21 protein-coding genes are annotated in these 26,119 nt (G+C 70.9%); 13 read left to right on the top strand and 8 right to left on the bottom strand.

Features of this window, described 5'->3' with window-relative positions; all coding sequences use genetic code 11:
* From EEY80_RS17315 to EEY80_RS17300, 4 genes are all read right to left on the bottom strand, one after another.
* Positions 1-414: hypothetical protein (locus tag EEY80_RS17315; RefSeq protein ID WP_205749150.1), on the bottom strand; the 414-nt coding region annotated here is incomplete at its 3' end.
* Positions 415-425: 11 nt separating this feature from the next.
* Positions 426-1,370 carry an RcpC/CpaB family pilus assembly protein gene (locus EEY80_RS17310; RefSeq protein WP_126978681.1) on the bottom strand — a complete coding sequence of 315 codons (945 nt, stop codon included), beginning with the start codon at positions 1,368-1,370 and terminating at the stop codon, positions 426-428.
* A 185-nt stretch (positions 1,371-1,555) separates the two neighbouring features.
* Positions 1,556-1,768 carry a hypothetical protein gene (locus EEY80_RS17305; protein WP_126978679.1) on the bottom strand — a complete coding sequence of 71 codons (213 nt, stop codon included), beginning with the start codon at positions 1,766-1,768 and terminating at the stop codon, positions 1,556-1,558.
* A 139-nt stretch (positions 1,769-1,907) separates the two neighbouring features.
* Positions 1,908-2,690 carry a tetratricopeptide repeat protein gene (locus EEY80_RS17300; protein WP_164738301.1) on the bottom strand — a complete coding sequence of 261 codons (783 nt, stop codon included), beginning with the start codon at positions 2,688-2,690 and terminating at the stop codon, positions 1,908-1,910.
* Between the two features lie 304 nt (positions 2,691-2,994).
* Here EEY80_RS17300 and EEY80_RS17295 point away from each other — a divergent pair, with 304 nt between their 5' ends.
* From EEY80_RS17295 to EEY80_RS17240, 10 genes are all read left to right on the top strand, one after another.
* On the top strand, positions 2,995-4,515 hold the full coding sequence (locus EEY80_RS17295) for a hypothetical protein (protein ID WP_126978675.1): 1,521 nt from the start codon (positions 2,995-2,997) through the stop codon (positions 4,513-4,515).
* A gap of 92 nt (positions 4,516-4,607) precedes the next feature.
* Positions 4,608-5,978 carry a BapA/Bap/LapF family prefix-like domain-containing protein gene (locus tag EEY80_RS20310; protein ID WP_126978673.1) on the top strand — a complete coding sequence of 457 codons (1,371 nt, stop codon included), beginning with the start codon at positions 4,608-4,610 and terminating at the stop codon, positions 5,976-5,978.
* Positions 5,979-6,227: 249 nt separating this feature from the next.
* Positions 6,228-8,981 carry a BapA prefix-like domain-containing protein gene (locus tag EEY80_RS20305; RefSeq protein WP_205749149.1) on the top strand — a complete coding sequence of 918 codons (2,754 nt, stop codon included), beginning with the start codon at positions 6,228-6,230 and terminating at the stop codon, positions 8,979-8,981.
* Between the two features lie 194 nt (positions 8,982-9,175).
* On the top strand, positions 9,176-10,096 hold the full coding sequence (locus EEY80_RS17270) for a hypothetical protein (protein ID WP_126978671.1): 921 nt from the start codon (positions 9,176-9,178) through the stop codon (positions 10,094-10,096).
* Complete coding sequence (locus tag EEY80_RS17265) at positions 10,093-11,406, top strand: TolC family protein (protein ID WP_126978669.1); 1,314 nt, start codon at positions 10,093-10,095, stop codon at positions 11,404-11,406. The genes EEY80_RS17270 and EEY80_RS17265 overlap by 4 nt, the downstream gene beginning before the upstream one ends.
* 30 nt (positions 11,407-11,436) lie before the next feature.
* Entirely contained in the window at positions 11,437-13,611 is a 2,175-nt protein-coding gene (locus tag EEY80_RS17260; RefSeq protein WP_126978667.1) for a type I secretion system permease/ATPase, read from the top strand.
* Positions 13,608-14,780 (top strand): HlyD family efflux transporter periplasmic adaptor subunit, encoded by a 1,173-nt coding sequence (locus EEY80_RS17255; RefSeq protein ID WP_126978665.1) that lies wholly within the window; start codon positions 13,608-13,610, stop codon positions 14,778-14,780. The genes EEY80_RS17260 and EEY80_RS17255 overlap by 4 nt, the downstream gene beginning before the upstream one ends.
* 140 nt (positions 14,781-14,920) lie before the next feature.
* A complete protein-coding gene (locus tag EEY80_RS17250) occupies positions 14,921-16,255 on the top strand; it encodes a type II and III secretion system protein family protein (protein WP_164738300.1) in 1,335 nt (444 codons plus the stop codon).
* A 4-nt stretch (positions 16,256-16,259) separates the two neighbouring features.
* Positions 16,260-16,844 (top strand): CpaD family pilus assembly lipoprotein, encoded by a 585-nt coding sequence (locus EEY80_RS17245; protein ID WP_126978661.1) that lies wholly within the window; start codon positions 16,260-16,262, stop codon positions 16,842-16,844.
* A gap of 4 nt (positions 16,845-16,848) precedes the next feature.
* Positions 16,849-17,301: a TadE/TadG family type IV pilus assembly protein gene (locus EEY80_RS17240; RefSeq protein WP_126978659.1), complete on the top strand. Its 453-nt coding sequence runs from the start codon at positions 16,849-16,851 to the stop codon at positions 17,299-17,301.
* 7 nt (positions 17,302-17,308) lie between these two features.
* On the opposite strand, the gene EEY80_RS17235 is transcribed toward EEY80_RS17240, so the two are convergent.
* Entirely contained in the window at positions 17,309-18,922 is a 1,614-nt protein-coding gene (locus tag EEY80_RS17235) for a pilus assembly protein TadG-related protein (protein ID WP_164738299.1), read from the bottom strand.
* 308 nt (positions 18,923-19,230) lie between these two features.
* Here EEY80_RS17235 and EEY80_RS17230 point away from each other — a divergent pair, with 308 nt between their 5' ends.
* Entirely contained in the window at positions 19,231-20,607 is a 1,377-nt protein-coding gene (locus EEY80_RS17230; RefSeq protein WP_164738298.1) for a BamA/TamA family outer membrane protein, read from the top strand.
* A 39-nt stretch (positions 20,608-20,646) separates the two neighbouring features.
* On the opposite strand, the gene EEY80_RS17225 is transcribed toward EEY80_RS17230, so the two are convergent.
* Positions 20,647-21,897: a glycosyltransferase gene (locus EEY80_RS17225; protein ID WP_126978653.1), complete on the bottom strand. Its 1,251-nt coding sequence runs from the start codon at positions 21,895-21,897 to the stop codon at positions 20,647-20,649.
* A gap of 323 nt (positions 21,898-22,220) precedes the next feature.
* On the opposite strand from EEY80_RS17225, the gene EEY80_RS20185 reads away from it, so the two are divergent.
* Positions 22,221-22,388 carry a hypothetical protein gene (locus EEY80_RS20185; protein WP_164738297.1) on the top strand — a complete coding sequence of 56 codons (168 nt, stop codon included), beginning with the start codon at positions 22,221-22,223 and terminating at the stop codon, positions 22,386-22,388.
* A gap of 86 nt (positions 22,389-22,474) precedes the next feature.
* Positions 22,475-23,023 (top strand): hypothetical protein, encoded by a 549-nt coding sequence (locus EEY80_RS17220; protein WP_126978651.1) that lies wholly within the window; start codon positions 22,475-22,477, stop codon positions 23,021-23,023.
* 143 nt (positions 23,024-23,166) lie between these two features.
* Here EEY80_RS17220 and EEY80_RS17215 read toward each other — a convergent pair whose 3' ends face one another.
* Complete coding sequence (locus tag EEY80_RS17215) at positions 23,167-23,802, bottom strand: response regulator transcription factor (RefSeq protein ID WP_126978649.1); 636 nt, start codon at positions 23,800-23,802, stop codon at positions 23,167-23,169.
* Between the two features lie 194 nt (positions 23,803-23,996).
* Positions 23,997-25,931 carry a hybrid sensor histidine kinase/response regulator gene (locus EEY80_RS17210; protein ID WP_164738296.1) on the bottom strand — a complete coding sequence of 645 codons (1,935 nt, stop codon included), beginning with the start codon at positions 25,929-25,931 and terminating at the stop codon, positions 23,997-23,999.
* Positions 25,932-26,119: the final 188 nt, after the last annotated feature.

Raw genomic sequence — 26,119 nt, 5'->3', positions numbered from 1 at the left:
GGGGTTGGCCGGCGGCGTCGGGCCGGGATCGGGCGCGCCGGGCAGGCGGGCCGGGTCCACGGGCGCGAAGGGCGGGCCATGCAGCACGCCCAGCCCCGGCATCGCGGCGACGGGCAGGCTGCGGCCTTCGGGCAGCAGCAGGATCTGACGCGGCGCGCGGGCCGCGCCCGCCTCCAGCACCGCCTGCAGCAGCCGCGGCTCGCCCCGGCCCGGCTGCGGCGCCAGCAGGATCAGGTCATAGTCCCCCGGCGCCTGCAGCGCCTCGAGCGCGCCGGCGAATTGCAGGTCCGTCCGCACCGCCTGCCAGTCCTGCCGCGCGAGGAAGGCCGCGACGCGCATCACGCCGTCCAGCCCGTCGGACACGGTGCAGACCGTCAGGCCCGGGGCGCGTTGGGGGTCGTCGCTGTCGGCCATCGGCTTCCCTATCAGCAGGGGACTTCGATGATCTGCCGCTCGGCCTGCCGCACGACGGCCAGCGCGCAGGTCTTCTGCTGGACCGGCAGCGGCAGGAACCGGTCGGGGCCGGGGTTGGCCGGGGCCTCGCCCGCCCGCACCGCCAGCGGCAGGTCGGCCAGATCGCCGGGTCCGACCACCACCTCGGTCATGCCCTCGGGCAGCGGCCCGCCCGCCAGCGCGAGGTCGAAGCTGCCTCGCGCCTCGGCCTGCAGGATCAGGGCGACATCCTCGGCCAGACCCGCCAGCAGCAGCCGGCCTTCCGGCGCGGCCAGCGCGGGTTCGGCGGCCGTTCCGGCCGCGGCTCCCTCGGCGGGGGCGGTGGCGGGTTCGGCGGGCACCGGCGTCGCGGGCAGCGCGATCACCGTCAGCGCCGGCCCGATCAGCCGCGTCTCGGTCGTGCCGCCGCCCACGTCGCGGGTCCAGAACAGGTCCACCATGTCGCCGGTGCGGATCAGCCCCTGCATGTCGGCCAGGTTGCGCGGCGCCACCGCCACCGCCCGCCCGTCGGAGGACAGCAGCAGCGCGGCCCCGGCCTCGGCCGGGCCGAGCGCCAGCGCGGTGGCGGGCACCAGCGTCCCGGCCTGCAGATCGGTCAGCGCCACCATCGCGGGCGCCGCGCCGTCCGTGCCGCCGTCCGTGCCGGCCGGCGCGGCGGGAAGGTCCGCCACCACATTCGCGGGGACGGACCGGGCGGGCAGGGACAGGGTGGTGAAATCCGCGGCCGTCAGCGCCTCGCCCCGCGTCAGGTCGCGCGCCGGCACCGGAACCGCCCGCATGTCGCCGAGCGCCGCGAGATTCGCGCGCAGCCCCGCCACCTCGGCCTCCATCCGGCGCAGGTAGTGCAGGCTGCCCGCGCCCGCGCCAAGGGCCAGCGCCGCCCCCGCGATCACGAGGATGGAGACCTTCCAGTTCATGCGTCGTCCAATTCCTGCCTGCGGCCAGATTGCCGTTTCCGGACTATCCCTTCCGCCGCCTTCGCCCGTCAATCCCCGGAACAGGTCCAGGGTTGTTTAAATGATACGGTTGCAAAACCCGAGATAGTATCGCCGTGGCGATTGGGCACCGCCCGAAGGCGCCGCCCGCCCGTCAGTCGTCGCACTCAGTCTTCGTCCAAGGTGTCGAGCGTCTGTGTCGCCTGATCCAGGGTCGTCCGCAGATGGTCGCGCAGCGTGGCCTGCCCCTCGTCGGCCAGGAAGGCGGTGATGCCCGCGGCCATCGCCACCACCCCGGCGGTCAGGACGACCCATTCCACCGTCACCGCGCCGGCCTCGTCGCGCCGGAGCCGGCCGGAAAGGCGCCTCAGAGCCTGCATCGCCGCCGGTCGCATCGCAACACCCCCATCCGGATCCGGCCGCCCCGATCCGTTCTGAGGTTTCGACCATCCTTTGGTTTGGACTATAGCCGATGCCTGCGACCTATCAATGCCAAAGTATGGTCCGTATGATCCCGCGTCAGTTGAAAATCAGGTAACCGATGGGCTTGCCGGCCAGATAGTCCTGCCGCGCCCGGTTGTACTGGGCGAGCGTGGCCGTGATCTGTTCGCCCGACATGGTGCCTTCCAGCATCGCCCGCGCCTCGCGGGTGCGCCCGTCCAGCGCATAGGCGATGGCCATGTTCGACCGCACCGCCGGTCCCTCCGCCGGGTCGCGCAGCAGTTCCTCCATCAGCGCGATGCCGCCGCCGATATCGCCCGACAGCACCTGCGACAGGGCATAGTTGCTGAGCAGGGCGAAGTTCGTCGGATAGGTCTGCAGCGCCTGGCGATAGACGACCTGCGCCTCGGCATGGCGCGACAGGAAGTCCAGCGCCACGGCCTTGCCCGTCAGGGCCGTAAGGTTGCGCCGGTCGATCGCCAGCACCGCGTCATATTCCTCGATGGCCTCGCGCGGATGCATCCGGTTCAGCGCCAGATGCCCCAGTTCGTTGCGCACCTCGGTGTTGCGCGGGGCAAGGTCGCTGGCCCGGTTCAGCGCATTGCCGGCCCGCGCGGTCTGCCCCATCGCCATATAGGTCCGCCCCAGCCCCAGAAGCGCGCTGACCGATCCCGGATCGGCGGCCGAGGCTCGTTCATAGAGCCGCGCCGCCTCTTGATAGTCGCCGATGCTGTAGGCGGCCTGTGCCACCTGCTCGGTCTCGGTGCCGGGACGTGCGCCGCTTTCGGTCGTGACCGGCTGGCAGCCGGCCAGCAGCGCAGCGCAAAGCGCAACCCGCGCGTGTGTCAGGATGGTGGTCATTCTGCTCCCCTCGTGCGGGGCGAGACTAAAGGCTGTATCGGCCCCGGTCCACCCTCTCGGGCGGCACTGAAACTGAACTCCGCGGCCGTCCGGGACGGTCCGGCCGCGGCGGCGGCGCGGCATGGAAGCCACTGTTGAGCAGCGCCGCGCAATAAACCTGCGTTGTTTCCAACCTTGTGATTGACAATCCAGCCCTTAGCCGGTTTTAAACATACTAAAGTAGTTGTCACCACTACCTAGGAAATAATCACTTCCTTTGGCGTGGCGGCGTGAATCGGATTGGTGCCGGAGCCCGCAGATGAACATGCAGCGCCTTACCCTCGATCAGGCGGCCGAAATCCGGGCCGCGATCGGCCGGCCCGACCTTTCGGGATATGGCCGCGATGGCGCCAACCTCGTCCTGCATTTCGCCGATGGCGGCATGGCCGTGGTCCAGGGCTTCTATTCCGAGGCGGCGCGCGCCGGCGTAGTCCGCGCCTCGGTCGCGGACCTGCTGCCCGAGATCGCCGAGGCGCCGGCCGTGACCGTGGGCACGCAGGGCAGCGGCATCGGCATGGGTCTGGCGACGCAGGGGGCGGCCTTGCCGATCCTCGGGGCCGCGAGCGGCGCCGCGACGATGCTGAGCTCGGGCGGGGCCGATGCCTCGACCGGTGTTGGCGGCGCGGCGGCGGGCGCCCTGTCGGCGGTGCCGCTCGCCCTGTCGGCGGGCCTCGGGGATGCGGCCTCCGGCGGCGGCGGTGAGGCGGATGCCGCCATTGCCGCCACGGCGGATCAGGGCGGACCCGAAGGCGCGGTCCAGCGCGCGGTCCCGGCGGTCGCCGCCTCCGGCGCGCCGGAGGCGCAACTGGTGCTGGCAAGCGTGCCGGCCGCGGACATGGCCGCGAACGTGGCGGCGGAGACGAAGGTGGCCCTGGCCGCCGGGGCGGCGGTGCAAGTCCCGCCCCTGATGATCGTGCCGGCGGTGCAGCCCGCCCCGGCCGGGTCGGTGATCGACGCCGTGGTCGATCCGGTGGCGCCGATCCTCGACCCGGTGGTCGACCTCGTCGATGACCTGCTGGCGCCGATCCTCGATGATCTTCTGGGCGAGTACGGGGTTCTGGCGCCGGTTCTGACCCCGGTGGTCGACCTCGTCGACGACCTGCTCGACGGCCTCGTCGGCGAGGGCGGGCTGCTCGACCCGGTGCTGGGCGAGGACGGTCTCGTCGATGCCGTCGTGGGCGAGGGCGGGCTGGTCGACGGTCTGCTGGGCGAAGACGGGGTGGTCGACGGGCTGGTGGACGGCGTCGTCGACGGTCTTCTCGGCGGTCTGCTCGGCCCGGACGACCCCGCCGATCCTTCCGCGGGGCTGGCGGATGCCATCCTCGACCCGATCCTCGAACCCGTGCTCGACCCGATCCTCGGCGAGGGCGGGCTGGTCGATGACCTGCTGGGTGATGGCCTTCTGGATGACGGCGGGTTGCTCGGCGGCCTCCTCGATCCGCTGACGGGCGGCGCGGCGGACCCGGCGGCGCCGGCGGCGGTGCCGGTCCTCGATGTTTCCCCGATCCTCGATCCGGTGACCGGCGCCGACGGGCTGGTCGCCGACCTGCTGGCCGGGGACGGGCCGCTCGCCCCGGTCACGGGGGAGGGCGGCCTGCTGGACGACGTGCTGTCCATCGGGCTGTCCGACGAACCTGCCGCCGACACCGCCGGGGAGGCCGGACTGCTGCCGGGCGGCCTGGTGGACGCCACGGCCGATCTGGCCGCCGAACTGGCCGGCGGCCTCACCGATGTCACCGCCTCGCTCTTCGCGCCGCTCTTCGGCGCCGAGGAACAGCCGGTCTGAGAAATCCGCCGGCACGCGGCAGATCGCCGCCGCCCCGGCCCGAACAGGACGCGACCGGCCGGGCCGGCGCAAGGAAACAAGGGAACTAGGTCATGGCAATCACGCGCATCTCTGTCGAACAGCCTTCCGACGTGCGGATCCAGGTCACGCGTGACCAGATCAGCCGCTATGTCCGCGCCGGCGACGATCTCAGGGTCGAGCTGGTCAGCGGCGACCAGATCCTCGTCCAGGGCTTCTTCGACCAGGGCCCGAATGGCGAGGTGAGCCGGCTGCTGCTGGCCGATGGCACCGAAACCGGCGTGGACGGCCTGTCCGCCGCCGCCGCGGGCATCGGCGCGGGCATGGACAGCAGCGGCATCGTCGCCGGTCTCGCGGGCCTCGCCGCCGTCGGCCTCGCGGCCGGATCGGGCGGTGGCGGCGGCGGTGACGACGACGACCCGGTCGATCCCACGGATCCCACGGATCCGACCGATCCCACCGATCCCACCGATCCCACCGACCCGACCGATCCGACCGATCCGACGGACCCGACCGATCCGACGGACCCGACCGATCCGACGGACCCGACCGATCCGACGGACCCGACCGATCCGACGGACCCGACCGATCCGACGGACCCGACCGACCCGACGGATCCGACCGATCCCACGGATCCGACCGATCCGACGGACCCGACCGATCCCACGGACCCGACCAATCCCACCGACACCTCGGATGACGGCCTCCTCGATCCGCTGATCGGCGATGACGGCCTGCTCGGCGATGTGACGGGCAATGATGGCCTGCTCGGCGACCTGACCGGCAGCGACGGCCTTGTGGGCGACCTGCTGACCGAGGACGGGCTGCTCGGCGGCCTGACCGACGACCTGCTGGGCGCGCCGCTCCTCGGCGAGGATACGGACGACGGCGCCGATCCGGCGCTGCTGGAGCCGGTGGGCGACCTGGCCGGCGACCTCGTCACCGAGGTCTCGGACGTGCTCGGCGACCTCACCGGCGGCCTGCTGGGGGATGACCTTCTGGGTGGCGACCTCCTCGGCGGCGACCTTCTGGGTGGCGTGACCGAGACGGTGGACAGCCTCGTGGGCGGTCTGCTGGGGGATGACCTGCTGGGTGGCGATCTCCTCGGCGGCGACCTTCTGGGCGGCGTGACCGACACGGTCGACGACCTCGTGGGCGGCCTGCTGGGGGATGACCTTCTGGGCGGCGATCTCCTTGGCGGCGACCTTCTGGGCGGCGTGACCGACACGGTGGACAGCCTCGTCGGCGGCCTGCTGGGGGATGACCTGCTGGGCGGCGATCTGCTCGGCGGCGACCTTCTGGGTGGCGTGACCGAGACGGTCGACGACCTCGTGGGCGGCCTGCTGGGTGGCGACCTCCTCGGCGGCGACCTTCTGGGCGGCGTGACCGACACGGTCGACGGCCTTCTGGGCGGGCTGACGGGCGAGGACTCGCTGCTCGGCTAAGGCGGGCGGTCCGGCCCGCCCGGACCCCCTGCGCAAGACCGGCCCGCGACGCGGGCGTGACCGCCGGGCAGCGCCAGCCGCCCGGCGGAGGATGGATCGGCCCCGGTGCCGGCCCGTCCATCCGGCCGCCGGCCCCCGCCTGGGGCAGGGCGGGCCGACGAGGACCGGGCCGGTCCGGCGGCAGGACCGCGGCGGCCGAACGAGAACGCGACCGGATCCGTCCGGGACCAGGGGAATGGAGAACAGATCATGGCGATCACCAGAATTGACGTCGAACAGCCGTCGGACGTGCGGATCCAGGTCACGCGCGACCAGATCAGCCGCTATGTGAAGAACGGCGACGACCTGCGGGTCGAACTGGTCAACGGCGACCAGATCCTGATCGAGGACTTCTTCGCACGCGGCCCGGCCGGCGAGGTGAGCCGGCTGTTCCTGGCCGACGGCGTGCCGGCGAATGTCGACGGCAACTCGGTGGCCGTGGGCATCGGCTCGGGCATGGCCGAGGGCGAAGCGGTGGTGGCGGGCCTGGCCGGCCTCGGCGCGGTCGGCCTCGCCGCGAGCGGCGGCGGTGGCGGCGGCGGCGGTGACGACGACGACCCCGTCGATCCGACCGACCCGACCGACCCGACGGACCCGACCGATCCCACGGATCCGACCGACCCGACGGACCCCACGGACCCGACCGATCCGACGGACCCGACTGATCCGACGGACCCGACCGACCCGACGGATCCGACCGACCCGACGGACCCGACCGACCCGACGGACCCGACCGATCCCACGGACCCGACCGATCCCACGGATCCGACCGATCCCACGGACCCGACCGATCCGACGGATCCGACGGACCCGACCGATCCGACGGACCCGACCGATCCGACCGATCCCACGGACCCGACCGATCCGACGGACCCGACCGATCCGACGGACCCGACCGACCCGACGGACCCGACCGATCCGACGGACCCGACCGACCCGACGGACCCGACCGACCCGACGGACCCGACCGATCCCACGGATCCGACCGACCCGACGGACCCGACCGATCCGACCGATCCCACGGACCCGACCGATCCGACGGACCCGACCGATCCGACGGACCCGACCGACCCGACGGACCCGACCGATCCGACGGACCCCACGGACCCGACCGATCCGACGGACCCGACCGACCCGACGGACCCGACCGACCCGACGGACCCGACCGACCCGACGGACCCGACCGATCCGACGGACCCGACGGACACGTCCAGCGACGGCATTCTCGATCCGCTGATCGGCGATGACGGCCTGTTGGGCGGGGTGACCGGCAATGACGGTCTCCTCGGCGGCGTGACCGGCAGCGATGGCATCGTGGGCGATCTGCTGACCGACGACGGGCTGCTCGGCGGCCTGACCGACGACCTGCTGGGTGCGCCGCTCCTCGGCGACGACATGGCCGACGGCGACGCTCCGGCGCCGCTGGAGCCGGTGGGCGACCTGGCCGGCGACCTCGTCACCGAGGTCTCGGACCTGCTGGACGGCCTGACCGGCGGCCTGCTGGGCGACGATCTGCTGGGTGACGACCTGCTGGGCGGCGACCTCCTCGGCGGCGTGACCGATGTGGTGGACGACCTCACCGGCGGACTGCTCGGCGACGACCTGCTCGGCGGCGACCTCCTCGGTGGGGTGACCGACACCGTCGACAGCTTGGTCGGCGGTCTGCTCGGCGACGACCTTCTGGGCGGTGACCTGCTGGGTGGCGACCTGCTCGGCGGCGTGACCGACGTGGTGGACGACCTCACCGGCGGTCTGCTCGGTGGCGACCTGCTGGGCGGTGACCTCCTCGGCGGGGTGACCGACACCGTCGACAGCCTGGTCGGCGGCCTGCTGGGGGATGAACTCCTCGGTGGCGACCTGCTGGGTGGCGACCTCCTCGGCGGGGTGACCGATGTGGTGGACGACCTCACCGGTGGCCTGCTCGGTGACGACCTGCTGGGCGGTGACCTGCTGGGCGGCGTGACCGACACCGTCGACAGCCTGGTCGGCGGCCTGCTGGGGGATGAACTCCTCGGTGGCGACCTGCTGGGTGGCGACCTCCTCGGCGGGGTGACCGACGTGGTGGACGACCTCACCGGTGGCCTGCTTGGCGACGACCTGCTGGGCGGTGACCTGCTGGGTGGGGTGACCGATGTGGTGGACGACCTCACCGGTGGCCTGCTCGGTGACGATCTGCTGGGTGGCGACCTTCTCGGTGGCGTGACCGAGACGGTCGACAGCTTGGTCGGCGGTCTGCTCGGTGACGACCTGCTCGGAGGCGACCTCCTCGGCGGCGTCACGGATGTGGTGGACGACCTCACCGGTGGCCTGCTCGGTGACGACCTGCTGGGTGGCGACCTCCTTGGCGGGGTGACCGATGTGGTGGACGACCTCACCGGCGGTCTGCTGGGGGATGACCTGCTCGGCGGCGACCTCCTTGGCGGCGTGACCGACACGGTGGACGGCCTCACCGGCGACCTGCTCGGGGATGACCTCCTCGGCGGCGTCACCGATGCGGTGGGCGGGCTGACGGGCGGTCTGTCGGACCTGCCGATCGGCGGGCTTCTCGCCGGGGCCTTCACCACGGTGAACCACGCGCTCGACGTGGTGGACCGGGCCACCGACCTGGTCGAGGATCTGCCGATCGGCGGGTTCCTCGCGGGGGCCTTCACCACGGTGAACCACGCGCTCGACACGGTGGACGGCATCACCGCGGTGGTGGGCGACCTGCCCATCGGCGGCTTCCTCGCCGGGCTGAACGACAATGTCGGCCAGCTGATCGACGGGCTGCTGGGGAACGATCTGCCGGCTGACGATCTGCTGGGCAGCGTGGACGACCTGCTCGGCGGCCTGACCGGCACCGTCGACGATCTCGCCGGCGGCCTGCTGGGGGATGACCTTCTGGGCGGCGACCTGCTGTCGGGGGTGACCGACACGACCGACGACCTGCTCGACGGTCTGACCGGCGGCGGCTTGCTGGGCTGATCCACCGGACGGCGAGTGACGGGAATGCCGCCGGAAACGGCGGCATTCCTGTTTCCGGCCTGTTGTGCAAGCTCCGCCGAGTCTGCCGGATAACCGCAAAGGTTGTCCGCAAGAATTGATCGGCGACGGCTTGTCCGTTACTGACGGGCCCGACCGACGCCGCAGCAGCGGCGCGAATCGTGGGCGGGGGAACGATGGCAGTCGAGATCTTCACGGTGAACCGGAGTGGCGAATCCTTGCGCCAGTTCGGGGCCGAGACCAGCGTCACCACGCCCTCCGACGTCTATTTCGGCGCGGCCGCGCCGGGCATCGCCTATTACGAGAAGGTGGGCGCCAACCTGCGGGTGACGCTGCTCGACGGGCAGGAGGTGCTGATCCGCGACTTCTTCGTGATCGGCGAGGATGGCGGCTTCAGCCGGCTGCTGCTGGCCAATGGCGGCGCGGTCGAGGTCACGGGCCTTGTCGCGCCCGAGCCGTTCCGGCCCGCCTCGGCCACGGTCGCCCCGGCGGAGGCCGATGCGGCCGCGGATGACGCGGTGGCCGACCAGCCGCTGACCGCGACGGAAACCGCCGACACGGCCGCCCCCTCGGGCGACACGGATGCGCCGGTGGCCGGCGCCGCGCCGAAGGTGTTCGGCTTCGGGGCGGATACGCTGCTGTTCGCGGCCAGCACCGGCGCCATCGCCTTTTCGTTCTTCCAGGACGACGACGATGACGACGACGATGACAGCACCACGCCCGCGCCGGTGGCGACCGCCGCCGTCACGGACGGCGATGCCGTGACCGACGACGCCACCACAGACGACACCGCGGACGGCGACGCCGGTCCGGCGGCGGATGCGGAAGGGGCGGACGGCCTGCTCGCGGCGCTTCTGGCCGAGGACGGGCTGCTGGCGGCGCTGGCGGGCGAGGACTCGCCGCTGGACAGCCTGCTGGACGATCTGCTGGGCGGGACCGGGGCGGCCGATCCGGCCGGTGCCGGTGCCGGGGCGGCGGTGGCCGATCCGGCCGACCTGGCGGAAGGACTGCCGGTCGCGGGTGGCGATGCGGCACCCGGCTTCGTCGCCGGCGAGGATCTGCTGTCCGGGCTGGAACCCGGAACGGAGCCGGTTTGACCCCGACCCGGAGGCCGGGGCGGACGCAGGCCCGGTATCCCTTCCCGAGGGAGCCGCTGTCCTTCGCACGGCGCATTGCCCTGCCGGTGGCGGCCTGCCTGTTCGCGGCCCTCGCGGCGCCGTCCGCCCGTGCCCTGCCGCTGCAGGAGGCGGTCCGGATCGCCACCGAACGCGATGCCGGCATCGCCGCCCTGCAACAGCAGGTGGCGCGGGAAACCACCAATGTCCGCATCGCCCGCGACGCGCGGCTGCCGCAGATCAGCCTGTCGGGCGACAGCAGCACCACCGACAGCGACGGCCCCGGGGTCAACCTGACGATCACGCAGGTGCTGTTCGACTGGGGTGCGGTCCGCAGCGAGATCGCGATGGCCTCGCAGGAGCGGGTGAAGATCGTTTCCGAGCTGAAGATGGCGGTCGAGGATCTGACGCTCGAGGTGTCGGAACTCTATCTCGACCTCGAGGTGGTGCAGATGCGCATCGCCCGGACGCAGGACTATGTCGATTTCGCGCAGCGCATCGCGGGCTTTTCCGAGGATCGCGCCGCCGGGGGCCTGGGCGACACCGCCGAGGTGGCCCGCGCCCGGCTGGAGATCGCGCGCGCCAACGACCGGATGCAGCAGTTGCAGGCCGACCGCCAGCTGTCGCTGGCGCAGCTCGACTTCCTGCTGGGCGGGGTGCCGCCCGGGCCGGAACCGGCGCCGCGGCTGTCCTTCACCGAGCGGTTCTCGTCCTCGGCCGAGATCATCGCGGCGGTGAACCTCGCGCCCGACTATGTCGCGGCCCGGGCCGATGTCGACATTGCCGAGGCCGGGATCCTCGCCGCGCGGGCCGCCAGCCGGCCGCGAATCCAGTTGCAGGCGCAGGGCCGCGCCGACCTGAACGGCGGGCGGGGGCGCACCGCGCTCGGGATCACGGCGGGGGTCGATCTCGACCGGGGCAGCTTCCTCGGCCGGGGGCAGCGCGCTGCGGAACAGGATCTGGCGGCCGCCGAGGCGCAGCTGCGCGCGGTGGAGCGCGAGCTGCAGAATCAGGCGCGGATTTCGGTGGACCAGATCCGCATCCTGACCGCCAACGAAGAGGCGCAGCTGCTGCAACTGGCGCAGGCGGGCGAGGTATTGGACGCCTATGAGCAACAGTTCGTGGCAGGATCGCGGGAATTGCTCGATCTGCTCACCACTGGCCGCGATTTGTACGAGGCACAGATGGACCAAATTGATACTTATGATGAGAGAAAGCGTACGGAGTATGTAGCGGCCCATTCCGTCGGTATGCTCGGCACGCTTTTGTTTGCATCACGGCGAGGTCCCTGACCGGTCCGCGACGTTCGGGAGGAGACGCAGATGACCACCGCAGGCGAAGTCGATCCGCTGGTCGCAGGTCTGGTCGAGCTGTGTCGCCTGCAGGGCGTCGCCGTCTCGCCCGAGCGGCTGGTCGACGGGCTGCCGCTGGCGGACCGCCGGCTGACCGAGGGGCTGGCGCCGCTGGCGCTGCGCCGGGCGAACATGAGCTGCCGCATCAGCCGGATGCCGCTGGCCGCGATCCCCGAACCCGGCCTGCCCGCGCTGATCTTCCTCGCCGACGGGCGGACCGCGGTGCTGGAACGGCTGTCCGACGACGAGGCGGAAGTGGTGCTGCCCGAGGCGGGCGGCGGCCGGGCGATCTGGACCCGGGCCGAGGCCGAGGCGCGCCATGACGGGCGGGTGCTGGTGGCCAAGCCCATCGACGTGGTGTCCGACCGTCTGGGCAGCCGCGCGGGCCACGGGCGCCACTGGATCATCGGCCCGGTGCTGGACAACTGGCAGATCTACCGCGACGTGATGCTCGCCTCGCTGGTGGCCAATGTGCTGGCCATCGGCACGGCGCTGTTCTCGATGCAGGTCTATGACCGGGTGGTGCCGAATTCGGCCTTCGACACGCTGTGGATCCTCGCCAGCGGCGTCGGCATCGCCATCGGGCTGGAATGGGTGCTGCGGGTGATGCGCGCCAAGCTGGTCGACGTGTCGGGCCGCGACCTGGACCTGAAGCTGTCGGCGCAGCTGTTCGACCGGGTGGCGAACCTGCGCCTGTCGCACCAGCCGAAATCGACGGGCGTCTTCGCCAACCAGGTGCGCGACTTCGCCGTGGTGCGGGAATTCTTCACCTCGGGCACGGTGGCGGCGCTGTGCGACATTCCCTTCGTGCTGATCTTCATCGGGCTTTTGTGGTTCATCGGCGGCCATGTCGCGCTGGTCACCCTGCTGGGCGCGGTGGCGATCGTGCTGCCCGGCCTCGTGATGCAGAAACGGCTCGCCCGCGCCTCGCGCGAGAACACGCGCGAGGCCTCGGCGCTGAACGGGCTGCTGCTGGAAACGGTGTCGAACCTCGAAACGGTCAAGGCCGCGCGGGCCGAGGGCCGGCTGCAGCGCGCCCATGCGCATCTGACCGCGGCTATGGCCAGCACCGCCGTGCGCACGCGCGAACTGACCACGGTGATGGGCCAGATCGTCAGCTCGATCCAGCAGGTCTGCTATGCCGGGGTGATCATCGTGGGCGTCTACGGCATCAGCAACGGCACCCTGACCGTGGGCAGCCTGATCGCCTGCACGCTGCTGTCGGGGCGGACGCTGAACCCGATGGGGCAGGTGGCGGGGCTGCTGGCGCGGTGGCAGCAGGTGCGCGCGGCGATGGAAGGGCTGGACGCGATCATGGCGATGCCGGTCGAACGCCCGGCCGACCGGCAATATGTCCGCGCCCCGGCGATCAACGGCACCTATCAGCTGCGCGACGTGACCTACAGCCACGACCCCGAGGCGCCGCCGGTTCTGGCGATCCAGGGCCTGGCCATCGGCGCGGGCGAACATGTGGCGCTGCTCGGCGGCAATGGCAGCGGCAAGTCGACGCTGATGCGGCTGATTGCCGGGCTGACCGATCCGCTGGCCGGGTCGGTGCTGCTGGACAACCTCGCGCTCGGCCAGATCGACCCGATCGACCGGCGCCGGCAGATCGGCTATCTGCCGCAATCGGTGGCGCTGTTCCAGGGCACGTTGCGCGACAACCTGCTGCTGGACCACGGGCTGCATTCGGATGACGAGCTGCTGGCGGCGCTGGATGCGGTGGGCCTGGGGTCCTATGTGCGCCGCCACGTCCGCGGGCTCGACCTGATGATCTATAGCAACGCCAATGTCTCGGGCGGGCAGCGGCAGGCCATCGGGCTGGCACGGGTGCTGCTGCAGGACCCGAAGGTGGTGCTGCTGGACGAGCCGACCTCGGCCTTCGACCACAATACCGAGGCGAAGGTGATCGAACATCTGCGGGTCTGGCTGCAGGGCCGCACCGCGATCATCGCCACCCACAAGCGCGAATTGCTGGCGCTGACCCGCCGCGCCATCGTGCTGAAGGACGGGCAGGTGGCGCATGACGGCGAGCTGGGCCGCATCCTCGCGCTGGCCCAGCAGGCGGCGACCGCGCGCAAGTCGCGGGCCGATGCCCGGACCGGCGAGACCCATCCCGAACCTCATGTGAAGGCCGTGAAATGACCAGCGCCGACCTTCTGACCACCAGCCATATCGACGGCAGCTATCGCCGGCAGGCGCTGTTGACCGCGCGGCGGACCGTTCATGTGGTGGCGGCCACCGTGGGCATCGCCATCCTCTGGGCGGCCATCGCCCAAATCGACGAGATCACCCGGGGCGACGGCCGCGTCATCCCCTTCCGCCGGATGCAGACGATCCAGAGCCTGGAGGGCGGCATCCTGTCCGAACTGATGGTGCGCGAGGGCGACATCGTGCGGCAGGGCGAGGTGCTGGCCAAGCTGGACCCCACGCAGTTCCGCTCCGCCTTCATGCAGGCCCAGGCCGAGATCGAGGTGCTGGAGGCCGAGATCGCCCGGCTGGAGGCCGAGGTGATGGAGCAGGCCGAGATCGACTTCGGCGCCGAGGTCTCGGCGATCGAGGCGACGGAACTGCGGCTGTTCACCGCGCGGCGCACCAAGCTGACGGAATCGGTCGAGACGCTGGAGATGGAGCGCGACACCATCCGCCAGCAGATCGACATCACCGCGCCGCTGGCCGCCAAGGGCTCGGTCAGCCAGATCGACCTGCTGAAGCTGCGCCAGCAGGAGGCGACGGCGCTCGGCAAGATCAGCGAGATCCGCAACGCCTATGTGCAGGATGCCTACAGCGACCTTGCCGAGCGGCGGGCCAAGCTGGTGTCGCTGCAGCAATCCATCGTGCAGAAGCAGGACCAGCTGCAGCGGACCGAGATCCGCTCGCCGGTCGAGGGACGGGTGAACAACGTCAACATCACCACCCTGGGCGGTGTGGTCCAGCCGGGCGAATCGATCATGGAAGTGACGCCCATCGACGACCAGCTGCTGATCGAGGCGAAGGTGCTGCCCCGCGACGTGGCCTTCGTCGCGCCCGGAATGCCGGCCAGCGTGAAGATCACCGCCTATGACTATTCGGTCTATGGCGACCTGCGCGGCACGGTCACGCAGATTTCCGAGGACACGGTCGAGGAGGATACCGCACAGGGCCCGCAGGACTTCTACCGGGTCATGGTGCAGACCGATCAGGCCTATCTGGAACGGTTCGGGGAACAATACCCGATCCGGCCGGGGATGGTCGCGCAGGTGGATATCGAAAACGGCAAGAGATCGGTGCTGAGCTATCTGACGCGACCGCTGCTGCGCGCGAGGCTGCGCTGAGGGGTGCCGGGCGGCGCAGAGACGGCGTAGAGACGGGGCAACGCCCGGCCATGAAAACAGGCGGATCGCGCAGAAAGCGGTTGCAGGCAAACAACCACAGCGCGAATTTCGGCAGACGAGATACAGGAATTCGACCCACGATGAGATGCCATCTGCGCCGCACGGCCATCCCGCTTCTGACCCTGCTGGCGACGCTGGGCCCCGTTGCCCGCGGCGGCGAGGCCGTAGGGCAGGAGGTCTGGACCGCGGGTGACACGCAGATGCGGCTGAACGTCAACGAGGCCAAGTTCCTGCGGCTGGAGGAACCGGCGACGGCCGTCTTCCTGTCCAACCCCAACGTGGCCGACGTGGATCTGCAATCGGCCCGCTATCTCTATGTCGTCGGCCGGTCCATCGGCGAGACGACGCTGTTCGTGCTGGGCGCGGATGACGAGCCGATGGTGCGCGCGACCATCGACGTGGGGGTGGATACCGACCGGCTGACGGCGGCGGCGCAGCGGTCCGTCAGCGCGGGCGCGGTATCCGTCAGCACGGTGGACGGCGCGCTGTTCCTGCACGGTACCGTGCGCAGCGCCGAGGACGCGATGACCGCCGAGGATGTGGTGGCGGGGCTGGTGGGCGAGGGCGCGGTGATCGTCAACCGCCTGGACCTGGAAACCCCGTCGCAGGTCAACCTGCAGGTCACCATCGCCGAGGTGTCGCGCACTATCCAGGAGGATCTGGGCATCGCGCTGACCGCCACATCCTCGGGCGGGGACAACGCCTTCACCCCCGGCGGCACCGGCATCGACGGCTTTCAGGTGGCGATCAACCGCAATGGCGGCAACCTGAACCTCGTGCTGGACGCGCTGGCGGAAACCGGGCTCGCCACCATCCTGTCGGAACCGAACCTGACCGCGCGGTCGGGCGAGACGGCGACCTTCCTTGCCGGCGGACGCATTCCCTATCGGACCGGCGCGACCGAGGACGACACGCGGGTGGAATTCCAGCCCATCGGCGTGGAACTGGAATTCACCCCCACCGTCTATGACCAGAGCCAGATCCAGGTGCAGCTGACGACCCGCGTGCGCGACATCGACAGCAGCCGGTCCACCAGCGAAGGCACGCCCGCCCTGTCCGAACGCAGCGCCGCCACCACCATCGAGGTCGGGTCGGGGCAAAGCTTCGCCATCGCCGGCATGTTCCGCGCCGACAGCCGGCAGGGCTTCAGCGGAATGCCGGGCCTCAGCAAGGTGCCGGTCCTGGGCGCGCTGTTCCGGTCGTCGCGCTATTCGCGGGGCGAAACCGAACTGGTCATCATCGTCACGCCCTATGTGGTCAAGCCCACCGACCGGCGGCAGCTGACCATCCCGGTCGACGGGTTGATGCCCGCGCGCAGTGGGCTGGAACAGGCGGCGACCGGCAACTTCCTGCGTCCGGGGGCGAGCGCCGGGTCGCGCGTCCGGGGGCAGGGCGGCTTCCTGCTGAACAGGTGATCCGATGCGTGGCCCCCTGACCTTCGCCCTTATCGCCCTTCTCGGCCTCGCCGGCTGCGAGGAGCCGAACATGACCCCCACCGTCGAACGGCTCGCGCCGCGCACGGCCGAGGCGAGCCTGACCTATTCCTTCGCCTCGGGCAGCAGCGCCAGCTTCACCGGGGCCGAACGGCAGCGGATCGAGCATTTCCTGAAACCGCTGGCGCTGAACCGTCACGACACGCTGATCGTCTCGGTGCCGAAGGGCAGCAGCGCCCGGGTCGATGCGCAGCGGGTGCGCGCGCTCGACAGCCTGCTGTCGCGCCTGCCGGCGCAGAAGCGTTATGTCGCCGGCAGCGATTTCCGCGACCTGTCCACCGGCGCGCGCAGCGGGGTGATGCGGGCGGTGCGGACCAGCGGCCTGACCGTCACCTGCCCGACCGAGACCAAATCCGAGGGCTGCGCCAACGCCCGCAACCTTGCCGCGATGGTGGCCTATCCGGGCGATGTCTTCCTGCCCGCGCCCACCGGCACCCGCTATCTGCCGGCCCCGCCGCCGCCCGAGCCGCTGGCCTCCAGCCTCGAGACCGGCAGCCTGTCGTCGGAGTAGGGCGATGCGTCGGGGCCTTCATTCGCTGCGCGGGTTCGGGCGCGCCGAGGACGGGGCGATCACGGCGGAATTCGTCGTCATCTTCCCGCTGGTCCTGGCGCTGCTGCTGCTGATCGGCTTCGTCAGCCTGCTGATCGCCACGGCCAGCGACGTGCAGCAACTGGCGCATGAACTGTCGCGGGCGGGCCTGCGCTATGCGGCCAACCCGTCCTTCGACGGCGATATCTGCGAAGAGCTTGCGGCCGATGTGCTGCCCACACTGGTGGACCGCAGCGCGACGCTGCGCGCCGCGAATGTCGATCCGCTGGCGGCTTGCCCCGACCAGCCCGACGCGGACGGGTTCCTGACCGTCAGCGTGACCTACAACCTCGCCGGCAGCGGGGCGGCGGCGCTCGGCGACAGCCTCGGCGTGTCGCTGGGGCGGATCACCCGGTCCAGCACCGCCATCGCGCCCTAAGACGGCGTCACTGCACCAGGGTCGCGCCGCAGGCATAGTCGTCGAGGATCAGTTCTGCCTGCGCCACGTCGACGCCCAGAAGGTCCAGCAGCGCCTGCACGATCGGGTCGAGCGCGAGCCCGGTCAGCAGCGCCGTCACCGACCCGACCACGCCGTTGACGATGCCGAGGATCGAGCCGAGCAGGCTGCCCACCAGACAGCCCAGCCCCAGCGGGCCGCAATTCGGCCGTTCCGCCTCGACATCCTCGCGCAGGTCCGCCAGCAGCGTGCCGAGCGACGAGGTGACCGAGGACAGCAGGATCGGGTTGTCGGCGGGGATCGCCTGGCCGACCTGGCCCAGCGTCACCGCCACCTGCTGGACCACGCCCGCCACCGGGATCGGGTCGCCCGTCTGGTCCATGTCGTCGCCGCGGATCAGGCTCAGCAGCCGCACCGACAGGCCGATCTCGGCGGGCGCGGTTTCCACCCGGAAGGTGGCGAGCGTGTCCGATGCGTCCTCGGCCGCGCAGTTCAGCGTCAGCGCCTGCGCCCGCGCCGCGGCCCCCGCCAGCGTCAGGTCCAGCCCGATCAGCGGTGTGATATCGGCCGACACCGCCACGTCGAGCTGCGTCACCTCGGCCTCGGCCGGGGGGGTCTCGCCGATGACCGCGATGGCGGTGACCGGCGGCCGGACGATACCCAGCGACAGCTCCACATCCGCCAGCGGCGGTACGCTGACCCCCAGATCGACATCCACCCGGTCCGTCGGGTCAGAGGCCAGCCCCGCCATCGCCGACAGCAGGTCGAAGACGTTCACCGACACGTCGGGCAGCACGTCGCCCACCGTCAGCCGCGCGAGGCCCGGCGACAGCGCGAGAATCTCGTCCAGCGTCACCGTGCCGCCGGTCACCGCCGGCGTCACCGCCGCGGCGGGCAGCGCGCCCAGTTCCACCAGCCCGCCGAGCAGCGAGGGGATGGCCACCGGCAGGTCGAGCACGTCGTCGAAGGTCAGCACCTCGGCCGCCAGCCCCAGCGTCGCCAGCCCCAGCAGGTCGTCGGCCAAGACCCGGGCATGGGCCAGACCCTCGTAATCGAGCACGTTCACCGTGACGCCCAGCATGTCGCCGAAGACGGCGTCGAGGATCGATTCCCGCGTATCCAGCCCCAGCAGCCGGTTGCGCAGGGTGAAGACCACGGTCTGCCGCTGCAGCCCCACCGCGCTGCGCCGGATCGTCAGATCCTCGCCCGCCAGCAGCGGGGCCAGCAGCAGCGGATCGAAGGGCGAGGGAACGGACACGCGCACCGCCGTCACGCCCGCCGGGTCGTCCTGATCGGGCGAGGCGACGAACCCGCCGTCATAGTCGTAGCGGCCGAACAGCACATCCGTCCGCGCCAGCGCCACATCGCCATAGGAGGGGTTCGACAGCACCACCTCGGCGGCCACGTCGCGGGCGGTGACGAGATCGGGCAGGTGAAAGGCCGCGCTCTGCGCCGCGAGATCGGCCTGCGACTGCACATAGCGTTTCTGCGCATTCATCAGGGTGATGTCGGTGGCCAGCCCGCCCACCAGCAGCATGGTCGGAAACAGGATGACCATCAGGATCGAGATCGCGCCGCGTTCCTCGTTCAGCAGCTTGCGCATCCTGCCCTCCGTGCAGAAGGTCCACCCCGCCGTATGGGCCACCCCCGCTAAAGTTAGCGCCTGCCGCGACGGGCGGTAAAGCCTTGGCTGCAACCGGAAAGTGCAGAAGCCGGACCGGCGGCGCCGTTGTGGAAACGATGTGCCGCGGGAGGCGGGGATCATTGCCCGGGACGGAACGGTCCGCCCGCCGGGCCAATCGCTGAATTCCCGGCGCAGAAAAGGGGGTGATGGGGGGGCGCGGAATCGTTACGAGTCACGGGGGCGTGATTCTGGCCCCACCGATCTTCAACCCCGAGGCGAAAAGAGCGATGGCACGATCCCCGGCCCGTCCCGAAGCATCCGATCCCGCGGCCGCTCCGCGGCCTATGGGCAGCCGGCCGCGCGGGCCGCTGGCGGCGGGTGTGGCCGCCTGTGTCGCAGGTCTGGCCACCGTCGCGCTGCCGCCGCTCGCCGCCGCGCGGGTCTATGACGCGGTCGAGGTGCGGGGCGAACGGTTCGTGCCCGAGGCCGACATCCGCCTCGCCTGCGGACTGGAGCCGGGCATCGACCTGACGGAGCGCGACCTGACCTATCTCGAGGACTGCCTGATGGCGACGGGCGTGTTTTCCGCCGTGGCGATCCGCGGCGAGGGCAGCACCCTGCTGGTCGATGTGACCGAGATCCCGACGCGCCCCGGCCGGATCGAGGCGGGGCTGCTTTACGACTCCGAGGACGGGCCCACAGCCTCGCTCTATTTCGAACGCTACGACCTGTTCCCCGGCACCTTCGGGGCGGTGACGCTCGACTTCTCGGCCGAGGCGCAGTCGATCGAGACCAGCCTCTACCGCGCCGATGCCTTCGGCCCGGACCTCGACTTCGGGCTCGACATGGGGTTGCGGCGGTCGGACTATGACGATCAGGGCTTTGCGCAGGAGCGCACGCTGTTCGGCCCCTACCTCGCCTGGACCCCCGGAGAGGCGCTGCGCCTGGAATTCGGGCTGGGCTATCGCCGCGACCGGATGCATGGCGTCGATGACGATGCGAGCCCGCTGCTGCAGGCCGAGGAGGGCACGGTGGACGCGCCCTACCTGCGCTTCGGCCTGCGCTATGGCAGCACGCCCGCAGAGGGTGCGGCGAACGATCCGACGGCGGATCGGGGCGGCTTTTCCGTCAGCCTCGACCAGTATCTCTGGGGGCTCGGCTCCGACAATGCGGTGGCCGAAACCCGGCTGTCGACCGACAGCCGGGTGGCGCTGCCCGGCCGGTTCGACCTGCTGCTGGGGTTCGATGCCGGGGTCGTCGCCTCTACCGGGGACGAGGACACCCGCGCCGTCGACCGCTTCTATCCGGGCGGGGCGGCGTTCCGCGGTTTCGCGCCCCGGGGCCTCGGTCCCCGCGACGACGGCGATTTCCTCGGCGGCAACCGCTATGCCGTGGCCAGTATCGAGGTGCAGCGCCCGCTGGGCGATGTCTTCGGCAGCCCGATGCGCGCGGGCGCCTTCGTCGACATGGGCTCGGTCTGGGGCCTCGACGACGATCTGGGCGGCGCCATCGACGACGGCCAGCACTGGCGCAGTTCGGTGGGCCTGACGCTGACCTTCGATATCGGGCCCGCGCCGGTGTCGCTGTTCGTGGCCAAGCCCGTGAACAGCGAGAGGGGCGACAAGGAACAGAACTTCGGCCTGAGCCTCACCACCCGGTTCTGATCGCCGCTTCCGATCGCCGCGTCTGATCACAGCGTCTGATCACTGCGCCGCGACGGGCGACCGGCCGAGCCGGCGGTCGCGCGCCGCCATCGCCTGCCGGAACAGCCGCATGTAGCGCGGCGCGACCCGGTCGATGTGATAGCTGCGGCCCGTATCGCGCGCCGCCGCGCCATAGCGGGCCCGCCGCGCCGGGTCCGCCAGCAGTGCGCGGATCGCCGCAATCCAGGCGTCGTCGTCATCGGGCAGCAGCAAGCCGTTCTCGTCGCTGCGGATCAGTTCCGCCGCATAGCCCCGGTCGGGCGCCAGCACGCAGCCGCCGCGGGCGAGGATCTCCATCAGCCCCCAGTTCGCCACGCCGAAGCGCAGCGGATAGAGGAAGAGGTCGATCCCTGCCACGCGCTCGGCGAACTGGTCATAGGGCAGCTTGCCCGGAAATTCGACGGCCGCGGCGGCGCGGGGATGCTGCAGCAGAAGATGGTCGCGGAACGTGGCGACCTTGCCGCCGTGATGGCGTTCGACCCATTGCGCCTCATAGCCGTAGGTGGCGGCGGCGGCATCGCCGAGCGCCACGAAGCGCGCGGTGACGCCCTCGGCCAGCAGCCGGTCCACCAGCCGCACGAAGATGTCGAAGCCCTTGGCACTGGACAGGTCGCGGGCGGCAAATCCGATGGTCGGCGGCCCCTCCGCCGGGCGGGGCAGGGCCGGGGGCGGGGTGATGTCGAAACCCTCGAACTGCACCGCGATCCGCCCCTGCAGCTCGGCCGGGAACATCGACCTGGCATGGGCACTGGGGCAGATGGTCAGGTCGCTTTTCAGCACCTGATGGAAATGCAGCATCTCCATGTTGCGGTCGGCCAGCCGTTGCGACCGGTCGGGCGGATAGGCCGGGTCCCAGCCATGCGCCCGGTAGGAGGGGAATTCGACATAGCTGACGATGGCGGCATCGGTTTCGTCATACAGGAACTGCGGCGCGCCCCAGAGGGAATGGGCGATGATCGCGTCGATGGGGCGCTGGCGTTCCAGCGCCGTCACGGCGTCGAGCACGCCGCGCCCGATCCGGGCCGACCGTTCGGCCTTGCCGGAATAATAGTAGGCGGGCACCCCCATGATGTTGCCGTCCGGCTGGAACGCCAGGATATGCGGCCCCCGGTCGCGGTTGCGGTCGCGATGGCCGGGCGTAGTCAGGAAATAGGTCTCGGCCTGCCCGGTCCGCCGCAAATGGTCGCAGAGCAGGCCGAACTGGCCGGGATATACCGCGCCGACGAAGACAAGGACGGGGGGCGGGGGCATGGACGCTCCTGTCAGGTGAACCACCACAAGTACAACGACGAATATCTAACGTCTGCAACGTCCATCCCGAAGTATTGTGTTCCCCTCAGGCTGATTCTCTGGCCCGGCCGGATGACTGTTGCGCGGCTGGAAAACCTGAGGTCGGTCCGCTTTCCAGCGGGTTTCCGGCGACATTCCCAAATCCGGTGCAATTGCCATAAGTTAGAGATGTTAGCCAAACCAAAGTATGGTTTTGCCAAAACTTTGGATTGACGCATTCAACCGATGGGAGCAGGCTTCAGACGTGGGGGATGCGCGGCAGGGCCGCAGGGATGGAGATGCAAATGTTTGATCATGTTGAGGAACGTGCGCGGTCGTCCGGCTATCTGGCGCAGTCCGCCCGGCTGAACGAGGCGCTGCGGCACAAGCCCGCCGTGGGGCGCTGGCTGGTGCCGATGGTCGCCTCGGGCGCCATGATCTGGGGCGCGATCGGCTGGGCGATCCTCGCCTGAGATCGAATCCTTTGGATTGACTGACGATACCTAGGTATGTATCTTCAATCACAAGTTTCATGACTTCAGCCGTCCGGAGTAGTTCCATGTTCCGCTTCCTGCAGGCCAAGACCACCGGCAACGCGATCGCCTTCGAGGCGAGCAGCATGCGTCGTGGCCGCGCGGTCGAGCCGGTGCTGCCGGTGCTGGACCTCTACCGGCAGGCCGACGACTATCTCGACGCGGCGCTTCTGCCGAAGGGAATGGTCGTGATGTGCGGCGAGGCCGGGCGCCCGGCCGCCGAACTGTCCTTCCTTGTCCAGCGCGAACAGGCCCGCTTGGCCATCGTGGAGGAAGAGGGGCTGTCGACCGAGTGGATCGCGGCGAATGCCTCCCGCATCGACTTTCTCGTCGTCGACGCCGACTATATGGGCGATGTCACCGACACGGTGGACTTCTGCCTGCGGGTCCGCCGCGCCGCGCCGGAGTTGCCGATGGTGCTGATCTCCAGCGAGGTGCGGGGCGACGACCTCACCTGCGAACGGATGATGGCCTGCGACGTGACGCTGAAGCTGCCGCTGACGCAGTCGAAGCTGCAGACCGGGATCCGGACCGCCTTTCAGAACCACGCCTACTTCCTGAACAGCCGCAGCTGACGGCAGGAGACGCTGCAACCGCGTTCAGGGGGCGCGTGGCGCCTGTGGCCCGTGATGGGCATCACCCGGGTCCGTCGACCCGGGTGTTTTTTTGGTGGAGCGCCGGGGACGGGCCGCGCGGCGGCGGCGGCCGATGGCCGGGCTCAGATGAGCTTCAGGTCGCGCGAGGCGATCACCGCCTGGGTGCGGTTGCTGACGCCCAGCTTCTTGCAGATCGACTTCACATGCATCTTGATCGTCGGCTCGGCCAGGTTCAGCGCCGCCCCGATCTCGCGGTTGGGCATGCCCTCGACCAGCCGGGCCAGCACCATCATCTCGCGGTCCGACAGCGGCACCGCGATCGAGGCATGGGCGCGGTTCTTCTCGTGCAGCAGTTCCAGCGGCACATAGCGTTCGCCCGAGGCCATGAAGCGGATCGCATTGGCGAGGCTGCGCAGCGAGGTGGTCTTGACCACCACGCCCGAGGCGCCATGCGCCATGATGTCGTCCACCATCCGCGGCGAGGGCCCGCCGGTCAGGATCGCCACCGGCTTGCCGCCATTGGCCTGGATCGCCCGGGTCAGCCCGGTCAGCCCGTTCATGCCCGGCATGTCCAGATCGACCAGCACCAGATCGTAGAAGCCGTTCTCCTCGATCTTCTTCAGGGCGCCGTCCAGATCGGTGGTCGTGGTCAGCGCGATGTCGGGCACGTTCGCCAGATACATCTCGAACATCTCGAGGATCATCGCGTGATCGTCCGCGATCAGGACGTTCAGAATGCCGGTCGTGTCGTCGCTCATGGCCCAGCCTTTTCCTGCGCGCGGTCCGCCCGGGCTCTCCGTGGCGGCAATGCGGCGATACCTTCGCCCCGAAACATGCGGCCCGGGTGCGACTTAAGAATGCGCCCTATACTAAAGAATAGTTTGGCGGTGACAAGGGGGGTATGTTCTGTCCGGGTGCCATCCCGCGGCATCGGTTGCCGCGGCGGTGGCGGTCATTCGGTCAGGGGTCCGGTCCCGGCCAGCCGCGCGCTCATCCGTTCGACGACATCGCGCAGCCGGAAGAGGGCGGCGGCAAGGTCCGCGCCGGTGCGGCCCTCGTCCTGGACATGGCGCAGCGCCGCCTCGACCGCCGCCAGCCCGGTCAGGCCGCTCGACCCCACGGCGGAATGGATGGTGCGGCGGGTGTCGGGCGTGAAGCCCTGTTCCTGCAGCTCGCGCAGCGCCGCCCGCGCCTCGTCGAGCGCGCGGCCCATGAATTGCCGGGCGCCGCGGTCGCCCAGCTCCGCCACCAGCTCGCCCACCACGCCGGGATCGAGATCGGCGATGCCGGGCAGGGGGCCGCCGGGCTGCGGCTGCGGTTCCCCGGCGGCCGCGGTGGGGGCGGGGGCCTGTGCCTGCGGCGCGACCCGGGCCAGCGCCTGCGACAGGTCGGCCGGGCGGATCGGCTTTTCCAGCACCAGGTCCATGCCGGCGGCAAGGCAATAGCCCCGCACCTGCGGATCGACATGCGCGGTCAGCCCCACGATCCGCGGCGCGGTGGCGGCGGGCAGGTGGCTGCGCAGGCGGCGGGTCAGCTCGATCCCGCTCATCCGGGGCATGGTCACGTCCAGCAGCACGATGTCGAAGCCGGGGCCGGGCAGCGCGATCCGGGCCAGCGCGTCATGGCCGTTGGCGGCGGCCGCGACCGTCGCGCCGGCCGCGCGCAGGCTGTGCTGCAGCCAGTCGCGGCTTACGGCGCTGTCCTCGACCACCAGGATGCGCAGGCCGGCGAGGCTGGCCATTCCGCCGGCCGCGGCGACCTCGCCCTCCGGCCCCCGCGCGGCGGGCAGGTCGAAGCGCGCGCGCAGGACCGTGCCCGTCCCCGGCGCGGCCTCGTCGATGTCGAGCCGCCCCTGCATCTGGCGCAGCGCATGGGCCAGGATGCCGAGCCCCGCGCCCGATCCGGGACGCGCCGGCACCCGTCCGGCCAGCGTGTCGAGCAGCCGGTCGCGTTCCGCCGCCGGCATGCCGCTGCCCCCGTCGCGCACCTCGATGGTCACCGGCACGCCCGCGTCGCCGGGCTCGCCCGCCGTGACGGTCACGTCGATCTGCCCGCCGCCATGCTTGATGGCGTTGTCGATCATGTTCTGCGCCACGGCGCGGACGAAGCGCACCGGCCCGTGCAGCCGCACCGGCGCGGCCGGGTCCGCGACCAGCCGGATGTCGCCCCCCTGCGCGCGGGCCAGCGGTTCGGTCATGGTGACGATGGCGCGCACCTCGTCATCCAGCACGAAATCCTCGTCGGGCGGCGGGGGCGCGTTCGGCTCTTCCTGCCGGATGATGTCGAGGATCTTGGCGATCTGGTCCAGCGCCGTGCTGGCCGAGGAGCGCAGCTGCGCGCGCAGCAGGCTGGCCTCCGTCCCGGTCGCCGGGTCGTCAGGCTGCGCCGCGAGAACCGCGTCGGCCGCGGCCACCAGCGACTGGATCGGGGTGCGCAGGTCATGGGCCACGCGCAGCAGCAGCGCGGCGCGGGCCCGGTTGCGCAGGCCGGCGGCGGCATGGTCGCTTTCCGCCAGCCGCAGCAGGAAGGCCTCGGTCCCGCCGGCGCCGAGGAAGACCACATCGCCCTCGACGGCGCGTCCCGCCACCTCGGCCGAAACCGCGGCCGAGCCCGCCCGCCGCGCCACCGCGCACAGCTCGGCCCAGCCGAGGTCGGCCAGCAGCCTGTCGGGCCCCAGCCGTTGCGCCACACGGTTGGCCAGCAGCACCCGCCGTTCGGCGGTGGCGATCAGCGTGGGGCGGCGATCGGTGGCCACCGCCGTCGCCAGCAGCTGCAGCGCCGGCGGCAGCTCCGGCCCGGCGCCCGGTGCGGAGGCGGTTGCAGGCCCCGATGCGGTCGCGGGTCCCGTGCCGGCAGAGGCGCCCGGGACGGCGGGGAAGTCAGGCATGGGGGCACTCCTCGATTCGTCGGCGGCAGGGTGGACCGGGGCAGGGCCGGCTGTCACGCCGGATGCTAGGGGCCGGGCCGCGGCGGCGGAATTGCCGGAGCGGAGCGATTTCCAGACTGGCCAGTCCCCTGCGGTCACCGCCGCCGCGCCGGAGCGCCTTGACATGACGGGCCTGCGTATGGTGAATA

Origin of the sequence: Frigidibacter oleivorans (assembly GCF_003993775.1) — a bacterium.
GTDB lineage: Bacteria > Pseudomonadota > Alphaproteobacteria > Rhodobacterales > Rhodobacteraceae > Frigidibacter > Frigidibacter oleivorans.
This window is presented reverse-complemented; position numbering and strand designations above follow the sequence as displayed.